Here is a 23,398-nt window from a genome sequence, read left to right on the forward strand (position 1 = left end):
CTCCGGCCGCATGTCTGGGCGGCCGATAGACTGGTGGTGTTGCCGCGATTCTCGGCCAACACCGCGGTGCGTGTCTCTCCCAAACGGCACGCACCGCTCTACAGCAAAAGCCCTTGGCCCGCTTTTGAGCAGGCCAAGGGCTTCTTTCGTGGGCGCGGGCCGCCGCAACGTCTCATCGGCCCGGGACTGGTCAGGTGCAGGGGACTTCTTCGAGGGCTGCCAGGATGCATTCCTCCACCTGATCGAGGGTGGGCGTGTCCTCCAGGTCGGGCGCCCCCACCACGGTGGCGTCAGCGGGAATCCAGAGGTAGGGCGTGATCTGGCTGTTGACGCGCCGGATGACGCGGACCGTCGTCGCGGGGCTGACGGCGCCCTGAAGATCGTGCAGGCTGGTCGCCAGCGCTTCACTGCTGAGACTGGTGGCGGTGAGATAAGGAATGCGGCTCATGCGTTTGTTCCCTTCGTTGACATCGCACCCGTGACGTGCCAGCGGCGGGGGCGGGTAGGCACCGGCGCCTACCCGCCCCCGCCGCTATGGCGCTCAGATGCCCAGAGACGACACCGAGAACGTCTTGCGTGTGATGACGGTCAGGTTCAGCGCGGACCAGTTCTCGATGACCTCATCGCCGTGGAAGTCCAATTCCATGAGGATGGTCTGTGCGAGCGACGCCCGGGCTTCCTCGAAGCTGTCCGCCGTCGTCTGGCAGGGGGGCGTCGCCGACGCGCCGAGCATCCCCATGAGTAGTTCCGCCTCACGCTCCTGCGGGGTGGCGCAGATGCGCCCGCCCAGCGTGCTCAGCACCCACCCCTCCGTGCCCCGGTCCGCCGCAGCCGCGATGGCGAACTCACCGCCCTTGTGCTCCCCGTCGCGCTCGTGGCGGGTGATGACGCGGGAGTACAGACGCACCTTCTCGATCTCGGACAGGGCCACACCAATGTCGTTCGCCTGTGCGTACTCCCACACCTTCGTCGCCAGGTGAGTGCGGATCTCACTCACCTTGTCGGTGGCGATTCCGGGCTGCAATCCCTTTCCGTCCAGCCTTCCCAGCCAGCCATCTTCCACCTGCCTGATGATGGCGTGTGCTTCCAGCACACCAGGAGCGACGATCTTCCAGGGGTTTTCCTGAGTCATGTTGCCTCCAAAATACGATTCTCAGCTTTGCCCGAATCTCCCTTTCGGACAAGACCAATACTACCGCATTTGCGCGAGGAAGACAAAGCATCCCACGGGAGAATTTGGCGCCACGGAGAATCCTCCCTTGCCATTTCGATAGGAGCTGTCGGGGAGACATCTCCTGGGCTCTCATTCCTCCCCTGGGGCGTTTTCCCTGTCCGTTTCGACGTGCGGGTAGGCCGGGCTGCTGAGGATCGACTCAGCGCTTCTGGGTCCGCTCCAGGAGTAGACCAGGCGCCCATCCTCGCCGGTGGCGAGCCTCACCCGGACGCTGCTACCTGCGCGAGGATGGAGCGACCAGGTGGCGGGGCGCGTGCGGGTGAGCTGGTGTGCCACCCGCCCCACCTCCTCGGCCGAAGGCTCGAAGAAAGGACTGGGAAGAAGACGAAAAGACACACGGGTACTCAGGTTCTTAGCGATGAGCTTTCGGCGAAGGACACAGATCGCGATCAGGAGGGACACGCACAGGAGGGTTGCTGTCAGCGCGGTCCACAGGACTTCAGGTGGCATAAAGGGGAGCGCCTTCGGCGCACTGTACTCACTGGGAACACCGTGGCTGATCGTGCGGTGCATAAATTACCTTTCAGACGGGCTGAGGTTGTTTAAAGAGTAAGATGTCGGCGCTTGCCGATCGACGACAAGCCCGTACCAGTAGGGCTTGTGGGCCTCTCCGGCGGATGCTTGTGTCAAGTCGCGTGTCTAGTGTCGGGTCTAGTGCGGGGTCTAGTGTCGGGTCTAGTGCGGGGTCTAGCGCGGGGTCTACCACGGGGCGCCTTTTTTGAGACGCCCCGTGGATGAAATCCAGGACTCAGGATGCGTGATTCAGGTTGCCTTTACTCCCCGCCCCACATCACATCACAGAATGACGGACATGGCGTTTCGCAAGTGTCCTGAATGCCGTTCCTGCCTGCAGCGGAACGACGCCGTTGCCCAGCATCTGGAGCTGTCTCGGCTGAGGAATTCCACACCCGGTCACCCACCCCTCGGGCAAGCCCATGAGCCATTCGACCCACGCCGGAGAGAGCCGCGACCCCCCGCGCTGGCCTCGCTGCGTGGGCCAAGGGGCAGCCCGACCGAGCACGTGTTCCCACCGCTGGATCGCTGGCGCATACACGCCCCAGGGCATGGTGTGGGCCGTGCAGGCACGACGTGCTGGGACCTTGGAGTGGTCTAGCTCTGTTCGGGCGGGGTGTGCGGTGTTCTGAGCGAGGCTGGTACGGCGCAGCAGCCGTCGGTGCCGCTCAGACAGGGTGTTGGCCACTGGGAGACGACGTCGGTGAGGTTGACCTGGCGTCCGGCGCGTCGTCGGCGGGCAGGGTCGGTGCCGCCGCGGTCGCTGTCCCTGGCCTGGGGCGTGGGCAGCAACGGCACCTGCTCGTGCTCGGGGATGGGCGAGCAGAAAGAGCCTCTCCCTGCTGTGGGGCGCTCCCACGTCTGCTGCTCGTAGGCACAGCCAGCGTGCGTCATACCCGATCGCGGCCAGGTCTGCGAGTACGCGGTCGAGTCCCCCTCCTCTCCATCGCAGAGCCGCCACGTTCTCCACGAACAGGAGTCGGGGTTCCAGCGTGCGAGTCGCTTCCACGACGTAGGACCAGATGCCACTGCGCGTTCCTTCGGTGATTCCTCGCCGCCGTCCTGCGGCGGAGATGTCCTGGCAGGGGAAGCCAGCCGTGATGATGTCGGGGCGCTCCAGCGCGACGAAGTCGGCTGTGGTGATGTCGCCGATGTTGGCCACCTCGGGAAGGCGGTGGTGCAGCACCGTGCTGACGTGGGGGTCGGGGTCAGCGCACCAGAGGGTGCGTGTGTGCCCCAAAGCCGCAGAGACCCCCAGATCGAGTCCGGCGTAGCCGGTACACAGTGACCCGAGAGTCCATTCCTGTCGGTTAGTCATCTTCCCCTTGCGGTATGTTTTCGCAGAATCCGTGCAATGAGAAGAAGCCCAAAGAGAGGCAACTTGTGACCCGGAATCAGGGCCAAATCACGCATCAACGGAAAAACAGCAGCACTCGACCGATAGAGATCCTGTTGGTGTCTGGACACGCACCTAAGATCTCTAGCGGGTTGCATGCCCTCGCAGAGCGCTGGCGGGTACCGGGAGTGAACCTCAGCGTCGAGGCACCGACGCCTGTGGCAGACCTTCCTGGACGGTTGAGGCAGGATGTGGATGTGCTGATCCTCGACGGCCACGGTTACGACGAGGACCTGCCCCGGGTCGGTCGTCTGCGGCTCACCCCTGAGGTCTTGCGGGATGAGACGGGAAGCGGCATCAGCGCGTCTGTGTTCGTCTTGGGAGCTTGCTTTGGCGCATCCCCTCACTTCCTCCAGAGCCTGGAGAAGTGTGTGGACGGGCCAACCGTTTTTCTCGGCTGCACGGGCATCGCCCGATACGAGGACGTGCACCTCTTCGACGGCGTCATCGATCTCGCCACCAGACTCGGCCCCAACCCTGTGACCAGCGCCCTGTATGCGGGCATGGCCGAGATGTTCCCGCAACAGGGCGCGTCGGGCTGGCGCCCCAAGCTCCTGCTGTAGAAGTCGACGTTGCTTCTTCAGCAGGAGGTGAGGGACTGAACGTCAGCTCGCTCCCCAGGCGCAGGAGCCGAACGCTCCTTCTCGTAAGGGCCCTGGCCAGGATGGTCTCAGCGAAGTCCCACCGCGCCGTAGTAGGTGGTCCGCTGCTGCCATCCCTCGGCGATGCGCACGTCCAGGCCGGTGCGGGGGGCTTCGAGCATGCGGTTCTGGTCGATGTACAGGCCCACGTGGGTGATGCCCCAGGGCGGGGCGGAGCCGAAGAAGAGCATGTCCCCGGGCCGCAGGTCTTCGACGCGGTCGATGCGCACAAAGTCCTCGGGACGGGTGTCGGGGAGTTGGACCTGGTCGTAGGTGGTGCGGGGGATGTCGATTCCGGCGCCGTGGTCGTAGGCGTAGCGGGTGAGGCTGGAGCAGTCACACCGATCCGTGGCCAGGTTGCGGCAGGCGCCGCCCCACAGGTAGGGGGTGCCCAGCCAGTCCTCGGCCGCGGTGATGATGGCCTCCTGACTGCCGCTGCGGGCCACGGTCTGGTCGGGTTCGCTCATCTGGGCGTAGGTATCGATCCACCCGGTGACATCGGCGGCATAGACCTCGGACTGGTTGTAGCGCCATAGAGCGCCGGTGAGAGCCTCTTCGTCGGACAGGTCGGTGGGCTGGTCCCCGCACAAGTAGACCGCAGCCGTCAGGGCGGCGTCGTAGGCGTTGTGCGGGTCGGGCTCCGCTCCCGCACGAGCGGTGATGCCGACCGACTCCCACGTGGCGGGGATGAACTGCATCGGTCCCACCGCGGCGTCGAACTCGGTGTCGCCGTCCCATTCACCACCGTCGGTGTCGGTGTGGGGTGTGGTGTTGCCGCCCGCGCCGGAGCCGTCCAGGGTGGGGCCGATGATGGGCGGGGTGATGGTCCCGTCCTCGGCGATGGTTGAGCCTGCGGCGTGGTGGGATTCGATCTTGCCCACGCCCGCCAGGACGGCCCAGGTCATCCCCTCACAATCGGGGGCGTGTTCGTCGAGGTCGTCCACCGCCTGTTGGTAGGCGTCGAGCATGACCGCGGGAATGCCCTCCACCTCTTCTGGAGCGGCCTGTCCGCTGTGGGTGGTGGCGGTCATGGCGATAAGCGCGATCATCGGCACCAGCCCTGCGCCGCCCAGGAGCAGGAAGAGCACGGCGGCGATGATCCAGACCTTCTTGCTGTCCACACTCATCACTCCCCGTCTCGTCCGTTGGGGCCGCGTCGGCGCATGTGGGCGCGGATCTGACCGCGCAGGCGGGCCGAGGGCCCGGGCAGGGGCACCAGGTCGCCTTCCGGAGAACCGGCAAACTCCTGCGGCGGGTCCGCGTCGGGGCTTGCCGGGGTTGCCGATTCGGGTTTGCCGACGTGCCGGGCGGTGTTGCCGACGTCGTACTTGAGTGCGTCGTTGTGGCGTCGCTGGATGTGGGCCCGGGTACGGGTGGCATCAGCGTCGGCGGCCAGGGAGGAGCGCACCGCGCGCACAGGCGGGGTCTGGTGCCAGGCGTCGGCAAGGGCCTTGCCGGTGCGGGCTGCCGAGGTGACTTTGCCGGCCAGTTTGGCCTTGGTGTAGGCCGAGCGGGCGGTGGCGGCGGCCTTGACCGCGCGGGTGGCCTTGGGCAGGGCGATGGGGGCGCCCACGGTGCTGCCCACGGCGACCTTGCCGACCAGGGCTGCGGCCTTGCCGGCTCGCCAGGCGATGCGCCCGCCCCGGGTCTGGTTCATGCGTTGTTGGAGCCTGCCCGCCCCGGGGGGTGCGGGCTTGCCGGGTCTGCTGCCCTTCCAGGCGCGGGTGGCGATGGCCGCGGTGCGCTGGACTGGGGCGGTGACTCGGCGTACTTCGGAGCGGGCATCGCGCGTCATGCTCGCCAGGGTGGGCGCGGAGCCGCCGGGGCCGAGCCAGCCGCGTCCGCGCGCGCCGCCCATGCGGGCGGTTTCCAGGCGGCGGGACAGGCGCTGACTGGCACGGTTGCCTGCCGACAACAGTTTGCGGTGGTAGATGAGCCCGCCCAGGGCGACGATGTCGAGCAGGGCGAAGCGTGCCACCAGCGGCATGTGTTCGCCCGCGCTCATCAGGCCGCTGATGAGCAGGGTGAAGATGGCGATGAACACGCACACCGCCAAGATGCTGAGCAGGCTTTTGACGACGCCGCCGATCCAGCGCCAGAGGAGTTGTCGGCCGCCGCCGGGCAGGAGTGCGGCGACCAGGGCGAGGGGGCACAGCACCACGTGCAGGCCCATGGCCAGGACCGCGATGAGCAGGGCGCACACCAGCAGCAGGATGAGCAGGCTGACGATGAAGGTCGCGCCCAGCAGAAGGAGTGCGCCGAAGAGGCGGTCGACGGTGGGGTCGGCGTTGTACTCGGCCAGGTCTTGGCATCCGGCGTCGTTCATCAGCTCGCGCGGGGTCTCCTCGTCCCCCCAGGGGCCGGTCTGAACGATCTCGCGGTAGGCCTCCCAGCATGTGTGGCCTTCGTCGAGGACCATCCCGTAGTTCAGGGCTTGGTGGGGTTGGACGATGAGCACGTCGACCAGCGCGGTGGTCAAAGGTTCGGCGGCCTGGGCGGGGTCGGTGGAGGTTGATGCGCCGTGGGTGAGGGTGACCGAGGTCAGGGCCATGGCGGTGTCGCGGGTGTGCATGAGCAGCCCGTCCTCGCCCAGCAGCAGGTCGGCGGGGCGGGCCAGCACCGTGGCGGCCAGCGCGCTGATGATGAGGGTGACGGCGAGTTCTCCGGCGCCCAGGGACACGCGTCCGCGCATCATCTGTACGCCGCACCAGGCCGCTCCCAGTAGCAGGAGCACACCGCCCAGGTCCAGGCGGTCGATGATGGCGCTCTGGTAGGTCTGGCCGATCTCGCGCATGGGCTCGGTGATCAGCTGAGCTAGCTGGAACTCGAAGGCCCAGTTGAGCAGCCAGCTACAGGCGCCGATGATGAGCCGGTTCATCGTCATCAGGCCGTTGGTCAGCCAGAGCTGGAGTTTGAGGTCCCAGTCGGACATGCCGCCGGTGTCGGCGGTGATGTCGTAGTGGTCCAGCGGGACGCCGTGCGGGTCGGTGAAGGTGAAGGGGGCGAGCAGGCCCTCGGGGGGTTCGGGGGTGGGTTCGGCTGCCGCGGCGCTGGGGGTGAGCACCACCAGCACGGCGGCCAGCACCAGGACGGCGGCCCGCCCCCAGCGGCGGAGCGTGAACATGGCCGGTTCCTAGGTGGGTGTGGTCAGGATCGAGGTCTGGATGCGCTCCACGGGCGGGATGAGGACCTGGATGCGGCCGATCCGCCTTCGGGTGTCGGCCAGCAGGGCTTCGCCCTTGCGAGTGGGATCTCCCGTGGGTGACAGGTCGGTGGTGACCAGGTCGACCATCGCTTGGTCGTCGGGGTCCAGGCCCAGGAAGGACAGGGCTTTGCGGGCCAGGGTCACGTCGCGGTGGCGCAGGACGACCTTGGTGGACAGCAGTCCTTGGACGATCTCGTCGCCGAAATCCGTGGGGTCGTGGGAGCCGAGCATCGCGCCCGCGGCGTGCTTGCGCCCATCACGCACCAACTCCAGGACCAAGTCGGTGCCCTCTGTGCTGCTGGTGAGCCAGTGGCATTCGTCCAGCGCGATGGCGGTGAAGCGCGAGTCGGTGAAAGCCATCTCCCGGGCCACGGCCGCCACCAGATAGAGCACCGCCCGCCCGATGAGCGTCTCCAACGGCTGGCGCTGCATGTGCCACTCGGAGGTGAAGACCTCGCGTGTGGGCAGAGTCAGACCGCTGGTGTGGAAAACGGTGAAGGCCGCGGAGTCGTCGTCGAGCCGTAGAGGCGGAAGGTCGCCAAAGACCAGTCGGCCGAGCCGGTCCTGGGCGACTGCAGCGAGGAGGCCAGCCAGTTCTCGCGCTTTCTCGGCGCGGTCGGTGTGTCCTTCTTCCTCATCGGCGATCCTTTCCAGTTCGGTGATCACGGCGCCCATGTGCGGGTGTGGGCTGGCGGCCACGGCGTCCACGGCCTGGGCCAGGGCCAGGCCGCCGGTGGACATGGCGGGCACGCCCAGCTGCAAGGTCAGGTAGCTCTTGGCGTAGCGGGCTCCAACGGCTCCGTCGAAGACCCGCAGCGGGTCCAGGCAGATGCTCGCCTCAGCGTCGGCCCGGATGATCTGGTGCCGGTCCGGGGCGGCTTCGGCAGCGAACTTCGCCCATTCGCCCAGGGGGGTGCGGTCGATGGCGATGACGCGGTCCCCGCGGTCGACCAGCCCGATCTGGAGGGCCTTGAGCAGAACGGACTTGCCGGCGCCGAGCTCACCGACCACGCCCAGGGAGGCGCTGGCGTCCTGGCGTGGGGCGCGGGCCAGGTCCACCAGAACCGGCCGTGCGGTGCCGCCGTCCAGGGAGATGCCCAGCAGGGAACCGGTGGGGTCGCCGACCTCGGTCGAGGCCCAGGGCATGGCCATGGCGTAGTCGCTGGCCAGCTGGAACTGGGTGCACTCGGCCAGCACGCTGGGGACGGGGGCGCCGGGGAGCATGCTGGCCCACAACGCGCGCTGGCCGCCCACGGGACGCATCAGCTGGTACTCGGCTGCCGACAGGGAGTGGTGCAGCAGCTCGGCGTAGCGGTCCACCTCCTCCGGGGTCTCACCCCATACGCACAACACCGTGGCGGACTGGATCTCCACCTCGGTGCGTGACCCTTGCAGGCGGGTGCGCTCATCGTCCAGGTCCGCGGCGGCGTCGAAGAGGGTCTGCGGTGGGCCGGAGGTGTCACCGTCGTACTCCTCCACCTGCGCGGACAGCTCACGGGCCTTGCGTTTGGTCTTGGCGTCGGCCTCGGCGTTGGACACGATCCGCAGCCGCGAGCACCAGTCCACCGGCATCGGGAAGCGGTCGATGGAGGCCAGCCACTCACTGCCGGGGAAGACAAAGGTCGTCGGCATCTCCACCAACCCGAGGAAGGCCTGGTAAGCGACGCCTTGAGCGGTTTCCACCTGCAGCCACCGGCGGCGCAGCGACACCCGTCGCGTGCCGTCGGGTTTACCGCCCTCGACCAGCCGTACTTCCCCCAGCCCGGCCAGAGAAGGTCCGCGCAACCGCCCGTTCCACAGGCGTGAGGCGCCCAGGTGGCGGTCGGCGTGGACGGTGTCGGCCAGCAGGGGTTCGGCGATCCCGCGCCGGACCGAGTGGGCCAGCACCCACATGATCTCCGCCGGGGTGGCGGGGCGGATGACGGGCTGACCGGTCATCTGCCTGTTGAGCCGCTCAGCTTTGGTCAGATAGGAGCGCACCTGCGCCGACGACGGCGCCTGGGGACGCACCCCCAGCAGGGCAGCCAGGGTGGAAGCGGCGGCGGTGGCCAGGGAGCGCAGTTCCAGCGCGGGACGATCCGCGGGCAGGGGCAGGGCCAACCAGTGGGTGCGCTCAGTCAGCGCGATGTCGTCGAGCCAGTCCAGGGTGGCTTCGGTGACCTCGGCCCACTCCGGGTGGGCGTCCAGGTCCACACCCTCCACCATCGCCTCGGCCACGTCAGCCGCGGCGGTCTGGGCGCACAGCGACAGCAGCATCGGCTCACCGCTCAAGCGCTTGAGCAAGTTGGTGGTCTGGGCGTGCAGCTCCGCACGGGCGCGCGGGCTGGCATGCAGGTAGGGACTCGGCGTCACCCGCCACAGCCCCCACACCTGGCCGCTGGTGGTCCAGGCGAGGTTGCCGATGATGTGCTGGATGGGGATCTGCATCAGCCCTCCTTCTCAGGTTCCTCGGTGGGTGTGGGAGCGGCGAGTAGGTCGCGCAGGGTGGTGGCGCGGGGGCGGGTCGCCCACCGCGGAGCCTCTTCGCTCTCCCGATCAGTGCCGGCGGTGTGGTGCTCGGGTGTGGGCGCGATGGTGATCACTCCGCTCAGTCGGATGAGGTCGGGTGTGGGGACGGGGCGGCCGTGCAGGGTGCCGCGCCGGGGGGCGGTGTACAGGGCCAGGTAGCCGCCCAGGGCACGCAGTGGGGTGCGGCCTTCGATCTGTGCGTGGCGCACCGCCCAGGTCGCGGCGAACGGCACAGCGATGGGCACCACTGCGAGGGGGCCGAGCCGGGTCCACAGGGGTGCGGTCTGGATGAGCAGCCACAGCGAGAGGACCAGGACGCCGAGCTGTGTGGCGCTGAAAGGTCCCAACGGCAGGGTCCAGCCCTGGATGCGGCCGATGACCCAGGGGTGGCGGCGGGCCCGGGTGTAGGAGCGCCCCACCAGCGTGTGCTGGTCGGGCGCCCCTTCCTGGTGGGTCACGCCAGCGTGTGCTCAACGGTGGCGGGCGCGGCGGCTTCGACTTCGCCCTCGAACAGGCCGGCGATGCCCTCGACGTTGTTGACCAGGGCGATGATGATCGCCATGCCCAGCGCGGCGATGGCGGCCCGTTTCCAGGACCGGTACATGACGTAGGCGGCCAGGACGACGAAGACGCCGATGATCCACAGGGTCGGGGTGACCAGGGCGGTGACCTCGGCGAGCTTGGTGTCGTACCAGTCCAGGACGCCTGCCTGGAGGGTGGTTTCGGGCATGGGTGACCTCCACGTGTCGGTGGTGGGCAAACCGTGATGAGTGGTGTGGTGTCTAGGTCAGGGGTGGGGTGGCTACGGCGCTGATCTCCCAGCGCTGGCTGCGCGAGGTCAGTTCCAGGGCGTAGCTCATCGGCCAGGTCTGTCCGCCTGTGGTGGTGACCGACAAGTCCACCAGGACGGAGACGGTGTCTCCATCGCCCGGGGGTGCACTCGCGGTGTCCTCGTCCTCCTGGGCCGGGTAGACGCCGTCGACCTCGACCGCGGTGTGCGCCATGGTGATCGGCGCAATGGTCGTCTGCGGTGCCAGGTAGCGGTCCAGCTCTCCATCTGCGACCAGGTAGGCCGCAGCCCAGCCCCGCACCGCCTCGGTGAGCGCTGAATCAGCCAGTCGGCGTGAGGCATAGGCCAGCTCAGGCAGGTCGCCAGGCCCCCAGGCGCCCACTTCCGTGGGCAGGGTCAGGGCCGCCCAAGCGGTGTCGGCGCCGTGGACCGTTAGCTGTAGGTGGCGTACTGCCGGAGCGGCGGGGTCTTCCCGGCGGGGGTAGACGGCCACTGTGACAGCCCACTCCTGTTCAGCGGTCTGCTCGACGGCCACGGTGCTGGCGCGGGTGGGCGCGGCGGCCGGGGCGGGCAGGGCTTCGAGCTGGCGGTCGCTGATGGTGGGAAAAGCCAGCCGTACGGTGTCGAGGTCTCCTTCCACGTAGGCGGTGATGACGCGCTCAGCCCACCCCGCCACCGCCAGGGCTGAGAAGTCCGTGTCCTGGGCGGACCGTTCTGGTCCGACCTCTGGTACAGCTGGTCCGCCCCGGGTGACCTGTACAAACAGGGCCGCCGGGCCGCTGAGGACGGCAAGCCAGACAACGATCTGGACCAGGATGGTCCGGGCGGTCCGGGACACGTGCGGGGTGAACCACGGCTCCCGTGTTGATGGTGTCGGCTCTGCGGGGGGCGTCTGCTTCACCCTTCCTCCTCTACCTCCGCGTGCAGTTCGGCAAGGCGGTTGGACAGGTGGACGGGGCCGAGATCGCACAGACGGGTGAAGGCGCCAAGGGCCTCATCAGCCTGAAAGTCCAGATACTCGCGTAGTTCCGCGATGGCGCGGGCGTTGAAGGGGTTGTCCTGGAGGGTCTGCAGGATCGGCATCAGGGTCAGATGTGCAAGCCCAACGATGCGCTCGTCGTCGGTCAGCAGGTTCAGACCGTCGGTGAACAGGAAGTCGGGCTCGGGGTCGGCTTCGAAGTCATGCATGCAGATCCTCGTCAGGTCGGTGGGATGGCGTCACAAGTACAAGCCGCTGAAAGCGAGGCCTGTGACAGAGTTCAGCGGATCTGTTGTGCGAGGTAGCGACCCGAGACACGAGCGATCTTGCGGGTGGCGCGGCTGCATCGCTGGCGCATGGCACCCAGGCTGATGCCCGCCTGGTCGGCAACGGTGTGGGAGTCAGCCAGGCTGGCCCAGGCCTCGCGGCCCGGAGACTCCTCGCCGTACCGGCGGGCAAGCAGCGCGGCATCACCCGCGCTGATGACGCCTTCGGCGACCGACCAGGCCAGGACCTGCACCAGCTCCTCGCTCGGGTGCAGTTGCTCCTCGGTGTGCAGCGGCACGGTCTCCACGCCAAACGCGCCGATCGGAATCTCCGTGACCCCGACCTGAGCCAGGGACAGTGCGCGCTTGTGCGCCGTCCACGCCAGGTGCGGAGGCAGGTAGCGCGCCTTGTCCCTGGGGCAGGTGCGGATGACTTCGTACAGAGCCACCGTGGCAAGCTGGGTGCGCTCTTCGATGTCACTGATGAGGTTGACCATGGCCCGTGATGTGTGGATGACGCGGCCGATCATCAGCTGCAGCAGGACACGTGCGGCCAGGTCTCCCTCGGGACCGGACTCCGAGGCGTAGTCGAGCAGCGCTCGGAAGAACAGATCGGTCTCAGGCGTGATGGGACCGGATGCACGGTCCTGAAGGTCGCGCAGACTGTTGGCCCCGCGCAGGCGCATGTCGCAGGCCGACCACGTCTGCACCTGGGCCTGTGCCTGTTCATCGGCGCACAGCTGATCCCACTCCTGCTGGAGGCCGTCGACGATGGTGATGGTGCGGTTCGCGTTGCTGGCAATACCCACGTGCTCTCCCTGGATAGGGCGGTTGCTGTGGGTGCCACTTCAGGGAAGAGGGTTTGCCGACTCGGGCTGCCGATTGTCACGCCGACATAACGATCAATGTGGGAGCTCGCCAAGCCCCGCATGTGTCCGGCGTCAGTGCGTTTGATCTGTCGGTAGGTAGTTGATCTGCCGCGTCAGTCGTTTTGGCCCCCTGACCACGCCTGCGCCGATAGGGTTGATCCACGCTGGCAGTGAGCACCTGAAAGCGGTACGGATGCAGCCTGGGCACGGGGTGCGGGAGGCCGAGGCACCGATGAGGTTCGAGGTCGTCTTCCTCGCCCCTGATGGCACCGAGGAACGTCTGCCTCTGGAGCAGGGCCCAATACCCCTTTGAGTGCGTGCCGCCGGTCCGTTTTCACGGCCCCTGATTCCGGGTCGAACACCGCGCAGAGCGAGACCGATGTCCGGGCACCGTTGACGACCGACCGCCGCCACAACGAGCGGGACCACAGGGACGGGGGCAGCGGCACGAGACCCCGAGCGGGCCGAGCACCGGTTTCCGTCGGTCAGGGGCCGCTCGCAGCGGACGCTCACCACCAGGGGCGTCCGGTGTACGTGGCTGTCATCGGACGCCCCTTCTCCTGCCCCTGCCGTATCCCCATCCTGCGAACGGCCCCGTCCGCTCGCCTGTACACGGGCTTCCTAGGTGAAGGACAGCACGATCTTGCCCACGGCCTCACCACTCCGGAGCCGCTGTGCGGCTCGGGCAAAGTCGGTGATATCCACCGTGCGGTCGATAATCGGGTGGATCTGCCCGCGTGCGACGGCGGGCAGCACCTCGGGCAGCAGCCCTTGGAGAATGGGGACCGTCTCCCAATCGCGGGAGAACCCGTAGGAGACACCGTGAACGGTGAGGTGGCGGTAGGACAGTGCGTCGAGGTCGATTCCGGACTCGGGGCCGGCCAGACGACCGATGTTGACGACATGGCCGTCCTCAGCCGTCGCGGGCAGGCAACGGGCGAAGGTTTGGCCCGCGACGTGGTCGAGCACCACATCCGCGCCGACGCCCTGTGTCGCGGCCAGCACGGCCTCGGTGAGTTCTTCGTTCTCACTCAGGAGGACCGTGTCCGCCCCCAGGGAGGTGAGCAGATCGCGCTTGTCGGCGCTGCGGGTGGTCGCGATGACCTGCGACGCACCGAGTACTCGCGCGATCTGGACCCCGATCAGGCCGATACCCGCCGAGGCACCGGTGATGAGCACGCTCTGCCCGGCCTGGAACCCCGCCACGGTGAGCGCGCCGAACTCGGTCAGCAGCGCCGTCGGCAGGGCGCACGCCACCTCCGGCTCGAGGCCTTCGGGCCGGGGCAGCACGAAGCGGTGGTCCGCGACGAGGTAGTCGGCGAACGAGGACGGGTAGGTGCCCATGACGGGGTCGCCCACCCTCCAGTCGCCGGCGTCAATGCCGAGGGCGGCGATCTCCCCGGCGTACTCGAAGCCGGCGACGAACTCCTCGCCGGTGCCGCCGCTGGTGGGATCAGCTCCGGCGAGCATGGACAGGTCGGCGTTGTTGGTCGCCGACGCCCGGTTGCGGACCAGCACCTGGCCTGGGCCGGGCTCCGGGATCGACACCTCGGCCAGGACCCAGTCGGGTCCGCGCCCTGAGACCAGGGCGCGCATCGTGTCAGTCATTCGCGGATCTCTCTGCTCGTCTCTCGTGTGCTATCGGTTCCCGCGCCCCCGACTGATTCCGAGGCCGCATCGCAGGGACGGCGCGGCCTCGGAGGGGACAGGACGGCTCAGAGGTTCTCGGTGAAGAACGTCGTGAGCTTGTCGAAGGGGATCAGGTCGGTCTTGTCGTACAGATCGACGTGGTTCGCGCCCGGCACGGTCAGCAGCTCCTTGGGCTGCGCCGCGGCGGCGTAGGCGTCCTCGCTGAAGTACAGCGAATGCGCCTGGTCGCCGGCGATGAACAGGATCGGACGGGGGGAGATCCACTCGATGTGCTCCAGCAGCGGGAAGTTCACGAACGACGGTGTGCTCGTGACGGTGAACTGGCTGAGCGCGTTGTGGTGGTAGCCGCGCGGGGTGGAGTAGAACTCGCCGAACTCGCGGGCGACCGGGTGGGTGTTCTCGTCGAAGCCGATCGCGGCACCCCGGCCGGTGAGCACCGGAGCAGCCGCTTCGAAGTCGGCGTAGCGCTGCTCGGCGATCGCCGCGAGGGCCTGCGTGCGGGCCTCGTCGGAGCCGGTGATGCTCTCCAGCTGCATGCGGGAGATGTCATACATCGACACCGTCGCGATCGCCTTGATCCGCGGGTCGACCTGGGCGGCGCTGAGCGCGAAGCCTCCCGATCCGCAGAGGCCGATCGTGCCGATCCTCTCCCGGTCGATGAAGGCCCGGGTACCGAGGTAGTCGACGCCGGCGTGGAAGTCCTCGACGAAGATCTCCGGGGAGGACACGTGCCGGGGCTCGCCGCCGCTGTACCCGTTGAAGGACGGGTCGAACGTGAGGGCGACGAAGCCGCGCTGGGCGAGGATCTGTGCGTACAGGCCCGCGCTCTGCTCCTTCACGCCGCCGTAGGGTGCGCCGATGATCAGCGCCGGGTGCTCGATGTTCTCGTCGAACTCCTTGGGCGTGTACAGGTCTGCGGCGATCCGGATGCCGTACCGGTTGTGGTAGGTCACCGGGGTGCGGGTGACGTTCTCGTCGAGATCGAAGATGTAGTTGTCCATCGGTGTACGTCTTCCTTGGTCCTCGTGGATGATCGGTTCGGCCGGTCCGCGGGCCCGCGCCGTGCCCAAGAGTCGGGGCTTCGCGGCCGGTGTCAGTCGGTGTAGACGCCCTGGGCCATGCTCATCGCGGTCCAGGCCTTGGGCCAGCCGGCGTAGAACGCCGCGTGGGTGAGGATCTCGGCCATCTCCTCGGCCGTGACCCCGTTGGCCTTGGCGCGTTCGATGTGGCCCTGCAGGGCAGGGGTGAGCACGCCGCCGGCCATGATCGCGGTCACGGTGACGATGCTGCGATCCCGTGCTGAGAGCTGCTCCTGGCGAGACCAGACCTGTCCGAACAGGACGTCGTCGTTGAGCTCGGCGAACGTCGGTGCGAAATCCCCGAAGGTGTCGCGGCCCGCCGTCACGTTCTCAGCCATGGTCGTTTCTCCTCTCATTTGCCCGAGTAGACGGGGAAGGCGCTGTGCTCGCCGTAGTCGCGCGCGTCCATCCCACGGAGCGCGGACATGTCCGCCTCGGAGATGACGAAGTCGACCTGCGCGTTGGAGCGCATGTGGTCGGGGTTGGCGGTCTTCGGCAGCGACACCGTGCCCAGCTGCAGGGTGTAGCGGATGCACAGCTGCGGGACGGTCACGCCGTACTTCTCCGCCATCGCCGCGACCTCGGCGTTCTTCAGCATCTCGCCGTGCGCGATCGGCGAGTAGGCCTCGACGAGGATGCCCTGGGCCCGGCAGTAGGCGATCAGCTCGGCGGGCGTGTTGCCGACATGGGCGAGCAGCTGGTTCACGTGCGGTGCCACGGTGGCGGAGTCGAGGATGTTCTCCAGGTCTTCCTGCAGGAAGTTGGAGACGCCGATCGACCGCAGCTTGCCCGCCTTGTGCGCGTCCTCCAGGGCCCGCCAGGCCTCGCGGTTGCCCTGGGCGTAGTCGCCTCCGCGGAAGTCGTCCCACGGCTGCGGGGCGTGGATGAGCATCAGGTCGATGTGGTCCAGGCCCATGAGCTCGAGCGACTGGTCGATCGCGGCGACCGCGCCGTCGTAGTCCTTGATCTCGGCGGCGAGCTTGGTGGACACGAACAGCTCCGAGCGGGCCACGCCCGCGGTGCGGACGCCCTCGCCGACCCCTTGCTCGTTACCGTAGGCCTGGGCGGTGTCGATGTTGCGGTAGCCGATGGCGACCGCGTCGCGGACCGCCTGGGCCGCCTTGTCGTCGTCGATGAACCAGGTGCCGAGCCCCAGCTTGGGGATCTCGACGCCGCCTGCCAGGGTGTAGGTCTCGTTCAGGATGGTCATGCTTCACTTCCGTTCTTCGTGGGCAGCTGTCCGTACACCTCATCGGCGACCGGCTCCAGCCATTCGTTGCTGACGTCCCCGCCGGGGGTGACGAAAGCGAGGTGGGAGAACCACGAGTCCGCCTTCGCCCCGTGCCAGTGCTTCGTGCCGGCCGGGACCCGGACCACCGTTCCGGGCTCCATGCTGACCGGCTCCTCGCCGTCGGCCTGGTACCAGCCCGAGCCGGCCGTGCACAACAGGATCTGGTCACCGCCGCCCGCGGTTCCGTGGTGGATGTGCCAGTTGTTGCGACAACCCGGCTCGAAGGACACGTTGCTCACCGGCACGCTCCCTGAGGTGAGCGGGGCCAGGTAGGACTGCCCGGTGAAGTACTGGGCGTAGGCGTCGTTGGGCTCCCCGAGCGGGAAGATCTGCTCGAATGCGTTCTCGTTCATGGCCTCTCCTCAGCTCTGATCGCTGTTGACCGTGTACCGCAGCCACACGCTGCCGCCGTCCCGGGTCTGGACCGACTGCAGCTCGAAACCCCGCGGCTCATCCGAGGCGCGGCCGGCCGTCTCGAACAGGGCCGGGCTGTCGGAGTCGCCGTCGGCGACCGGCGCGATGACGACGCTGATCTCGTCGCACAGGCCCGCCTGGATGAACGACCAGTTCAGGACCCCTCCGCCACCGAGCATGAGCGTCTCGATCCCGAACAGGGCGGCGAGCTTGTCGAGCAGGAGGTCGAAGTCCACCTCCGCGTCTCCGACGATGACGTAGGAGATGCCCAGCTCGCGCAGGAACGCCTTATACGCGTTCGACGCCTTACCGGTGAGGACCTCGAGCACGTGCGCCGTGGTGGTCTGATAGGTCAGGTCAGGGCTGTCCCAGCCGAGCCTGCCGGACGGGTCGATGGAGACGTAGTACTTCTCCGCGTCGGCCACGGCGACGAAGTCGCCCTCGGGCACCTGCGGCACACCCTCGTCCAGAACCGGCTCGCGGTAGTGGGTGAAGTTGTCATCGGTCGTGATGCGCCCCGACAGCCACCCCTGGTGCCGGTAGTGCGGGTCCTCGCCGAACGCGAGCTCGTAGAACACCTTCCCCGCGTCGGCGGCCTGCGGTGTGCGCATGTAGTTGCCGATGATCTTCCCGTCGAGAGAGGTCATCATGTGGCAGAACACGTAAGGTTTCGTCAAGTCTGCTCCTTGCCGTTCGCTGTGGTCGTTGCTGTGCGGCCGCTCGGCCAGCCGGATCACTCCTGGATGTCGAGGCCGAAACCGAGTTCCCGGGATGCTTCGGCCTGCGCGGTGATCTGCCGGCCCTTGTCGGCCACGGCGGGGATCGCGTCGTTGCCGGCCACGAACCGCAGCGGCGGCTCCGCCAGCTCGGCGACGGCGATGAGGGCCTTGGCGAGCTTGACCGGGTCGCCGGCCTGCTGGCCGTTCATCGACTGCCAGCCCGCCTTCGTCTCAGCGGTGCGCTGCGCATAGTCCTCGATGGACAGGTCGGCCCACTGCGTCGAGGCCTCCTCGAGCAGCTCGGTGCGGAAGAAGCCCGGCTCCACGATCGTCGTCCTGATACCAAAGGGCTCCAGGTCGAAGCGCAGCGACTCCATCCAGCCCTCGAGCCCGAACTTCGTGGTCGCGTAGGCGACGCAGAACTCCTGACCGATGATCCCGGCCAGCGACGTGATGGTCATGATGTGCCCGGAGCGCTGCCTGCGCATCACCGGAAGCACGGCGCGGGTGACGTTCATCGGGCCGAACAGGTTCGTCTCCACCTGAGCGCGCATCGCGGCATCTGAGATCTCCTCGAAATACCCCGCCTGGAAGGCGGCGGCGTTGTTCAGCAGCACGTCGATGCGGCCGAACCGCTCCACCGCCGCGTGGAAGACCGCCTCGGCGTCGTCGGGCTCGGTGATGTCCAGTGACGCGGCCAGCAGGTTCTCGTGCTCGCCGAGCAGCTGGGTGACCTTGTCGGCGTTACGGGCGGTGGCGACGACCCGGTGGCCAGCAGCGAGAGCTTCGCGGGCGATCTGGGTGCCGAGGCCGCGGCCCGCACCGGTCAGCACAATGACCTTGCTCATCGTGTTTCGTCTCCTTCTCTACGGCGCTCAACGCGATGTCCTTGGTTCCATGCTGGGACGCCGCCTCGCCCGTGTGCAGAGGAAGGAATCATCCCGGGAGGAATTCCTCCCCCTCACGGAAGGGTGCTGTGCGGGGAGAATGGATGCATGACACGCCATGCGAACCAGAACGAGCTCGGCATTTTCCTCAAGGCCCGCCGCGCCGAGCTGACCCCGCGCGAGGCTGGCCTGCCCGACAGCGCCGGCCCCCGTCGCGTCGCCGGACTCCGCCGCGAAGAGGTCGCGCAGCTGGCGTCGATCAGCACCGACTACTACACCCGCATCGAGCAGGGACGCATCCAGGTCTCGGCACCGGTCCTGGGCACCCTCGCTGAGGTGCTCAAGCTGGACGAGGACCAGCGCCAGTACATGTTCAGCCTGGCCGGGAAGCTCTCGACCCGTGCCCCGCGGCAGACGGTGCAGAAGGTCAAGCCTCAGCTCCAGCGGCTCCTGGACGACCTCGCCGCGACGCCGGCGATCGTGCTCGGACGACGCATGGACATCCTGGCCTGGAACCGACTCGCCGCGGCGATGATCACCGACTTCGGCCAGGTGTCGCCCAAACACCGCAACTACGTGCGGATCCTGTTCACCGATCCCGCCATGCGCACCCTCTACAGGGACTGGGAGCCGGTCGCGAGGACCGCCGTCGCCCAGCTGCGGATGGAAGCGGCCAAGTACCCCGACGACCCCCGACTCACGGCGCTGGTCGGAGAGCTGTCGGTGACCGACGCCCAGTTCGCCCAGTGGTGGGCCGCCCGCAACGTTGCCAGCCTGACCACCGGCACCAAAACTCTCCACCACAGGGTGGCCGGAGAACTCGTTCTTGACTGGGACACCCTCGTCGAAGCCCATGATTCCGAACAGCAGCTCGTGATCTGGACGGCGCCGCCAGGCAGCCCCACCCACGAAGCTCTCCGCATCCTCTCCTCATGGGCGCAGAACACCGAGACCGCAGAAGGGGGCCGCGGTGAGTCGACCCACACCTGAGCACCGCCCCCAGGTGGCGTGCAGGACTCCCGGTCCTTTCAACAGGCAACGGGGTGCCGGGAACGACCCTGGCGCGCGGGCGCAGGCAGCTCCGGCCGTCGAGGGCAATGGAACGGTCTGCGGGTAGGCGAGGGCACAGCAGGCACACCAAGACGGGCCGGAGCGCTGTGCCCGTGGCTCGGGCTCGGCTCCTGGGCTCGGTCGGCGCTCAGGAACCACCGACCGAGCAGAGCGGAACGACGAAGAGGTTGCCACCCGCTCACCGGGGTGGCCGTCAGGGTCCAAGGCCGCGGAACCTCTCCTCTTGCTGTGGCCAGGTCGAGCAGAGCTTTCAACGAATCAGCGTTCTCCGAGCCCTGTGGCGGACCGAGGTCGGAGACGGCCTGGGGCCTTCAGAATCCCGGGTATGGGCCCACAGCCGATGAGAAGGCCCGATCAGGGCCCGGGTGACGAAAAAGAGCAGATCGATTGGCGGACCCCTGCGCATGACCAAGCTGGGATAGATGATCCGCTGCTGGCCAAGGAATCCTGTCGGATCAAGTCCACTGACGCCGGACAGCATGGGACTCAGGGTGGTTTGCGCAGGTCAAAGCCCGAATGCGCGCGACTACAGCCATGGCGATCTCAACTGCACATGTCAGTCGAACACTGCCGGTGTGAACTCAGATCTGGGTAGCAGCGGTATCCCTGGCGAGGCTTTGCGGAGCCGTAGCGTTCTGGCGTATACGGGCCAGATCGTGCTCGTGGGCGGCCCGAACGACCTCTGCTGTGACGCCGAAGACCTCGGCCAGGGCCTGGGCATCGATGGACCGCAGACGAGCGACACGCCCGGATTCGACCCCGCGGTAAGCCTGCAAGGGCAGCTCGGTGCTTAGCTGCTCGGCCACCTGCTGTTGAGAAAGCCCTACACGAGCACGTAGGACAGCCATGCCCTGCGCTTGGGGGTCGATGAAAGCGGAGGGCGCAGTGCCCAGTTCCTTGGCGAGCGGACGCAGTTTCTCCGCTGCAGGCGCTGCGCCGCCCTCAGTCTCGTAGCGCACGATCATCTGGCGGCTGATCTTCAGCCGCTTGGCCAGGTCAGTCTGGGAGATCCCTGCAGCCTTGCGAGCTTGAGTGAGGGCGCGGGGAAGCCATCCTTGTGCCCCGTTCCTGCTGCCCACGCTCGCTCCGCTCGTCTGCACCCATCCCGATTACCAGGCATCTGCGCAAGACGCATTCTATCGAGGGCACAGGAGGACCACGCAGCCACAGGATCTCAGGGCCTCATACAAGCTGGTCGGTGAGGCCGCCGCCTCAGCCCAGTGCGGGGTGCGGCTCTGCTAGGCCGCAGGCGAGTTCAGCTCCCCTCCAGGTGAGCTTGTCCGCGTAGTCGATGTGTCCCAGCGCAGTTGACTCCAGGTCACGCACCGCTGCGGGAGTGATCTCGCTCAGCCCGCGATGGCCACGTTCGGTGTTGATGGCTTGGGCCAGCAGGGCGCGCTCGTCGAACACCCATGCCGGGTGTGTTTCCCCATCTCGGCTGAGCAGACTGGAGCGTCGTTGGCGTTGAGGATGCGCTTGGACGAGCACGTCCCGAAGATGCTTTTGGACCAGCTTCAACTCGGTGTGCATGCCATCCCTTATCTTCTTGGCCTCTGGAGTGGAGCTCGCTCGCATCGGCCAAGATACCCTACAAGGCACATCGACAGGCGTCTCGCTTTGATTTTCCTGAGCCTTGCCCACAGCCCACCAGAAGACCTTTCCTCGACCCCGGCTACCATGAGCAGAAGCGCACCGCTTTAATTACTGGGGAGCATAGAATTCAAGGCTCTCTACTTCCGCGCATCAAAAGCAATTTCCTTGCGTTGAGATTTTTGACAGCCACATCCCTCACGAATAATCAAGACTGGCTGCGCAACTTCTCAGACAGATGAACGATGGCAGGCTTCAGTGCGGCCGAGGTGACCAACTGCCGCTCCACGAATTCAGCAAAAGCCGAAGATGGATCATTCGAAGTCATACGCACTACCCAGGGCGCGTAGCAACTGTGAGATCCCGCTGGAATAAACCTCACTTTTCCCACCAAAGGCACGGCCCCGCCCATGGTGAACCAGACATCACTGGGCCAGGCGCTCGCTTGCGGCATTAGCTTGGCGTCAGGAATTTGTTGAAGCAGAAGTTGCACGTGCGCGAACGTGATCTGGGCGCACTGCTGCCGCAATCCCCTCCCTGGATGGGGCTCTGACACCAAGTCTTGGGCGGCCCGGTGGTAGTACTCGAACACCTCATCCTGCAGAGTGGTTGAGCTCGAAACTTGGGGTGCCTGCGACAGGCGCCTTTGGAGTTCAGAAAAAAGCACCGGAGCCTCTCGAAAACGTTGATAGAAATTCCCGAAGCACAAGTATTCATTGAGGATACAGGCAGCCCTCCATTGAGCCACTCCCAGATCCCTCCCCACACAGCCCATGCGACAACTCGCACGGAACTCATCGGGCAGCAGCAACGAGGGAGCGCGGTACAGGAACCACAGGTCCTCTTTTTCCCGAGCCAGGTGAAAGGTCTCCCCCCACCAGGAACACTGCCACGCCTGGCCGACTCTGATCCACTCGGGAGCATAGAGAGGCTTGTTAGACTCATCCTTGTTCGAGCTCTTTGCTTCGATCGAGTTCATATGAAATCACCCCACTGTTAGCGATACATTTCCGTCATTCAACCAAGGGTGGTGGATGAGCCATTCCACCACGACGTTATTATAGAGTCGGATCATTCTGCGTACATCGCGAAGACTGACCCCCTTCGCTTCCGTCGTGAGCGAATCTCTCAGAATGGACCCATAACACGCACCGTCAACACTTACGGCCTGCAGGAACACTTAACTCGTCGCAGTGTTTTTGGGCGAAACCCTGACCATACATCACCGGAATGGCTAGTCCGCTTCCGGGCGCTTGTTCAATCGCCCCTTCGAGAGTGAGCTGTTGCGCAAAAATCGCGCTCAGATCTAGACGGCCGCGTTCGGCGTTAAGTTCCTGGTGGGTAGAACGTGCTCGTCGATCACCCATCCCTGAGGTGCTCTCCCACCTCAGCTGAGCAGGCTAGAGCGTTGTGAGCGTCGGGGATGGGCTTGGGCCCGTAGGGGCCGTAGCCTGAACGGGGCGGCGGCCCAAAAGCCGCCGCCCCGTTCAGAAGCGGTTCATCCGCCCTTCTTGGCCCGGTGCTTCAAGGTGCGCGTGTAGTCCTGAAAGCGCGCCTTGGCGATCACAGACCGGTCCGCCGAGCGGAGCACGACGCCTTCGGGGCTTGCACCACCACCCTCGTCCAAGGCCGCAAGAGTTGTGGGCAGGCACCCGGCCAAGAAGGCGTTCATCCCTTCGACACTGGTCGGCAGCTCGGCGGAGTCGACAGTGGCAAGCCGGGGGGTGAGGTCCACTCCCTCGCGGTCAGCAACATGGGAGAGTTCCTGCTCGCTGAGGAAGTGCTGGCCACCGGTGTCCCGCCACTGCGAGATACGCGGCAGGGACCAGAAAAGCACCTCGACGGGGATGATGGCGACATCGAACATCCGGTATCCGACCGCACCCGCGCCCGTGTACTGGGGCGAGGCCCGAGTGGCCTTGTGGCCACCATAGACCTCTCCGAAGAAGACCAAGACGTCGCGTCTGTGGCGGGGGATTTGTCCGGCGAATGCGCGTAGCGCGTCGACGATGCCGTGAGCCGGATTAGCGAGCACGTCGCCTGAGGCGTACAGAAGATCTTCGCGGCTTCCGATCACGTAGCCACCGCTCGGGAGCACCGCGATACGGGAGTTGACTCCGTCGATTTTTTCTGAGACGTGCACATCCCCACTGAAACTGAGAGCTTCCTCCAGGAGAGCACCATTCTTGGGGTCACGAGCATGATAGGTAGGGATACTGGGGTACTTCGTAGCCGAGTTGAGTGTATCCATATCCAGAAGGCTCATCATATCCATTTTTCCTCCACTGGGAACTGA

The 23,398-nt window shown here is 66.7% G+C and carries 24 protein-coding genes; 2 read left to right on the top strand and 22 right to left on the bottom strand.

The window, feature by feature from the left end; genetic code table 11:
* Positions 1–190: 190 nt before the first annotated feature.
* From G011_RS0113430 to G011_RS31130, 3 genes are all read right to left on the bottom strand, one after another.
* Positions 191–448 (bottom strand): hypothetical protein, encoded by a 258-nt coding sequence (locus G011_RS0113430; protein ID WP_019608916.1) that lies wholly within the window; start codon positions 446–448, stop codon positions 191–193.
* 93 nt (positions 449–541) lie between these two features.
* Positions 542–1,132, bottom strand: a complete 591-nt coding sequence (locus G011_RS0113435) for a hypothetical protein (protein ID WP_231391451.1) — start codon at positions 1,130–1,132, stop codon at positions 542–544.
* An 892-nt stretch (positions 1,133–2,024) separates the two neighbouring features.
* A complete protein-coding gene (locus tag G011_RS31130) occupies positions 2,025–3,065 on the bottom strand; it encodes a DNA cytosine methyltransferase (protein ID WP_026338276.1) in 1,041 nt (346 codons plus the stop codon).
* Positions 3,066–3,340: 275 nt separating this feature from the next.
* Between G011_RS31130 and G011_RS0113450 the strand changes: the two genes are divergently transcribed.
* The gene (locus tag G011_RS0113450; RefSeq protein ID WP_019608920.1) at positions 3,341–3,706 is read left to right on the top strand and encodes a hypothetical protein; all 366 of its coding nucleotides are present in this window, start codon (positions 3,341–3,343) and stop codon (positions 3,704–3,706) included.
* 107 nt (positions 3,707–3,813) lie between these two features.
* Here the strand turns inward: G011_RS0113450 and G011_RS29825 are convergent, their stop codons facing one another.
* From G011_RS29825 to G011_RS0113530, 15 genes are all read right to left on the bottom strand, one after another.
* Positions 3,814–4,911, bottom strand: a complete 1,098-nt coding sequence (locus G011_RS29825) for a C40 family peptidase (RefSeq protein ID WP_019608921.1) — start codon at positions 4,909–4,911, stop codon at positions 3,814–3,816.
* A complete protein-coding gene (locus G011_RS0113460; RefSeq protein WP_026338277.1) occupies positions 4,911–6,908 on the bottom strand; it encodes a type IV secretion system protein in 1,998 nt (665 codons plus the stop codon). The genes G011_RS29825 and G011_RS0113460 overlap by 1 nt, the downstream gene beginning before the upstream one ends.
* A 9-nt stretch (positions 6,909–6,917) precedes the next feature.
* Positions 6,918–9,416, bottom strand: a complete 2,499-nt coding sequence (locus tag G011_RS0113465) for an ATP-binding protein (protein WP_019608922.1) — start codon at positions 9,414–9,416, stop codon at positions 6,918–6,920.
* Complete coding sequence (locus G011_RS0113470) at positions 9,416–9,955, bottom strand: TcpE family conjugal transfer membrane protein (RefSeq protein ID WP_019608923.1); 540 nt, start codon at positions 9,953–9,955, stop codon at positions 9,416–9,418. The genes G011_RS0113465 and G011_RS0113470 overlap by 1 nt, the downstream gene beginning before the upstream one ends.
* On the bottom strand, positions 9,952–10,227 hold the full coding sequence (locus tag G011_RS0113475; protein ID WP_019608924.1) for a hypothetical protein: 276 nt from the start codon (positions 10,225–10,227) through the stop codon (positions 9,952–9,954). Before G011_RS0113475 ends, G011_RS0113470 begins: the two co-directional genes overlap by 4 nt.
* Before the next feature lie 52 nt (positions 10,228–10,279).
* Positions 10,280–11,188, bottom strand: a complete 909-nt coding sequence (locus G011_RS0113480) for a conjugal transfer protein (protein WP_231391452.1) — start codon at positions 11,186–11,188, stop codon at positions 10,280–10,282.
* Positions 11,185–11,475 carry a hypothetical protein gene (locus G011_RS0113485; RefSeq protein WP_017562668.1) on the bottom strand — a complete coding sequence of 97 codons (291 nt, stop codon included), beginning with the start codon at positions 11,473–11,475 and terminating at the stop codon, positions 11,185–11,187. The genes G011_RS0113480 and G011_RS0113485 overlap by 4 nt, the downstream gene beginning before the upstream one ends.
* 71 nt (positions 11,476–11,546) lie before the next feature.
* The gene (locus G011_RS0113490) at positions 11,547–12,341 is read right to left on the bottom strand and encodes a hypothetical protein (protein WP_019608926.1); all 795 of its coding nucleotides are present in this window, start codon (positions 12,339–12,341) and stop codon (positions 11,547–11,549) included.
* Positions 12,342–13,022: 681 nt separating this feature from the next.
* Positions 13,023–14,009 (bottom strand): zinc-binding dehydrogenase, encoded by a 987-nt coding sequence (locus G011_RS0113500; protein WP_026338278.1) that lies wholly within the window; start codon positions 14,007–14,009, stop codon positions 13,023–13,025.
* 107 nt (positions 14,010–14,116) lie between these two features.
* Positions 14,117–15,052, bottom strand: coding sequence for an alpha/beta hydrolase (locus tag G011_RS0113505; RefSeq protein ID WP_019608929.1), 936 nt, complete (start codon positions 15,050–15,052; stop codon positions 14,117–14,119).
* A gap of 92 nt (positions 15,053–15,144) precedes the next feature.
* Complete coding sequence (locus tag G011_RS0113510) at positions 15,145–15,468, bottom strand: carboxymuconolactone decarboxylase family protein (RefSeq protein ID WP_019608930.1); 324 nt, start codon at positions 15,466–15,468, stop codon at positions 15,145–15,147.
* Positions 15,469–15,482: 14 nt separating this feature from the next.
* A complete protein-coding gene (locus G011_RS0113515) occupies positions 15,483–16,340 on the bottom strand; it encodes an aldo/keto reductase (protein WP_019608931.1) in 858 nt (285 codons plus the stop codon).
* Entirely contained in the window at positions 16,337–16,774 is a 438-nt protein-coding gene (locus tag G011_RS0113520) for a cupin domain-containing protein (RefSeq protein WP_019608932.1), read from the bottom strand. Before G011_RS0113520 ends, G011_RS0113515 begins: the two co-directional genes overlap by 4 nt.
* Before the next feature lie 9 nt (positions 16,775–16,783).
* A complete protein-coding gene (locus tag G011_RS0113525; protein WP_026338279.1) occupies positions 16,784–17,512 on the bottom strand; it encodes a dihydrofolate reductase family protein in 729 nt (242 codons plus the stop codon).
* A 56-nt stretch (positions 17,513–17,568) separates the two neighbouring features.
* Positions 17,569–18,402: an SDR family NAD(P)-dependent oxidoreductase gene (locus G011_RS0113530; protein WP_019608934.1), complete on the bottom strand. Its 834-nt coding sequence runs from the start codon at positions 18,400–18,402 to the stop codon at positions 17,569–17,571.
* 147 nt (positions 18,403–18,549) lie between these two features.
* Between G011_RS0113530 and G011_RS0113535 the strand changes: the two genes are divergently transcribed.
* Entirely contained in the window at positions 18,550–19,431 is an 882-nt protein-coding gene (locus G011_RS0113535; protein WP_019608935.1) for a helix-turn-helix domain-containing protein, read from the top strand.
* 662 nt (positions 19,432–20,093) lie between these two features.
* On the opposite strand, the gene G011_RS0113540 is transcribed toward G011_RS0113535, so the two are convergent.
* From G011_RS0113540 to G011_RS0113550, 4 genes are all read right to left on the bottom strand, one after another.
* The gene (locus G011_RS0113540) at positions 20,094–20,591 is read right to left on the bottom strand and encodes a helix-turn-helix transcriptional regulator (RefSeq protein WP_019608936.1); all 498 of its coding nucleotides are present in this window, start codon (positions 20,589–20,591) and stop codon (positions 20,094–20,096) included.
* Between the two features lie 133 nt (positions 20,592–20,724).
* Complete coding sequence (locus tag G011_RS31740) at positions 20,725–21,042, bottom strand: hypothetical protein (RefSeq protein ID WP_155979768.1); 318 nt, start codon at positions 21,040–21,042, stop codon at positions 20,725–20,727.
* A gap of 268 nt (positions 21,043–21,310) precedes the next feature.
* Positions 21,311–22,081 (bottom strand): hypothetical protein, encoded by a 771-nt coding sequence (locus G011_RS31745; protein WP_155979769.1) that lies wholly within the window; start codon positions 22,079–22,081, stop codon positions 21,311–21,313.
* A gap of 519 nt (positions 22,082–22,600) precedes the next feature.
* Complete coding sequence (locus G011_RS0113550; protein ID WP_019608938.1) at positions 22,601–23,377, bottom strand: RNA ligase family protein; 777 nt, start codon at positions 23,375–23,377, stop codon at positions 22,601–22,603.
* Between the last annotated feature and the right edge of the window lie 21 nt (positions 23,378–23,398).

The organism is Nocardiopsis sp. CNS-639, assembly GCF_000381685.1.
GTDB lineage: Bacteria > Actinomycetota > Actinomycetes > Streptosporangiales > Streptosporangiaceae > Nocardiopsis > Nocardiopsis dassonvillei.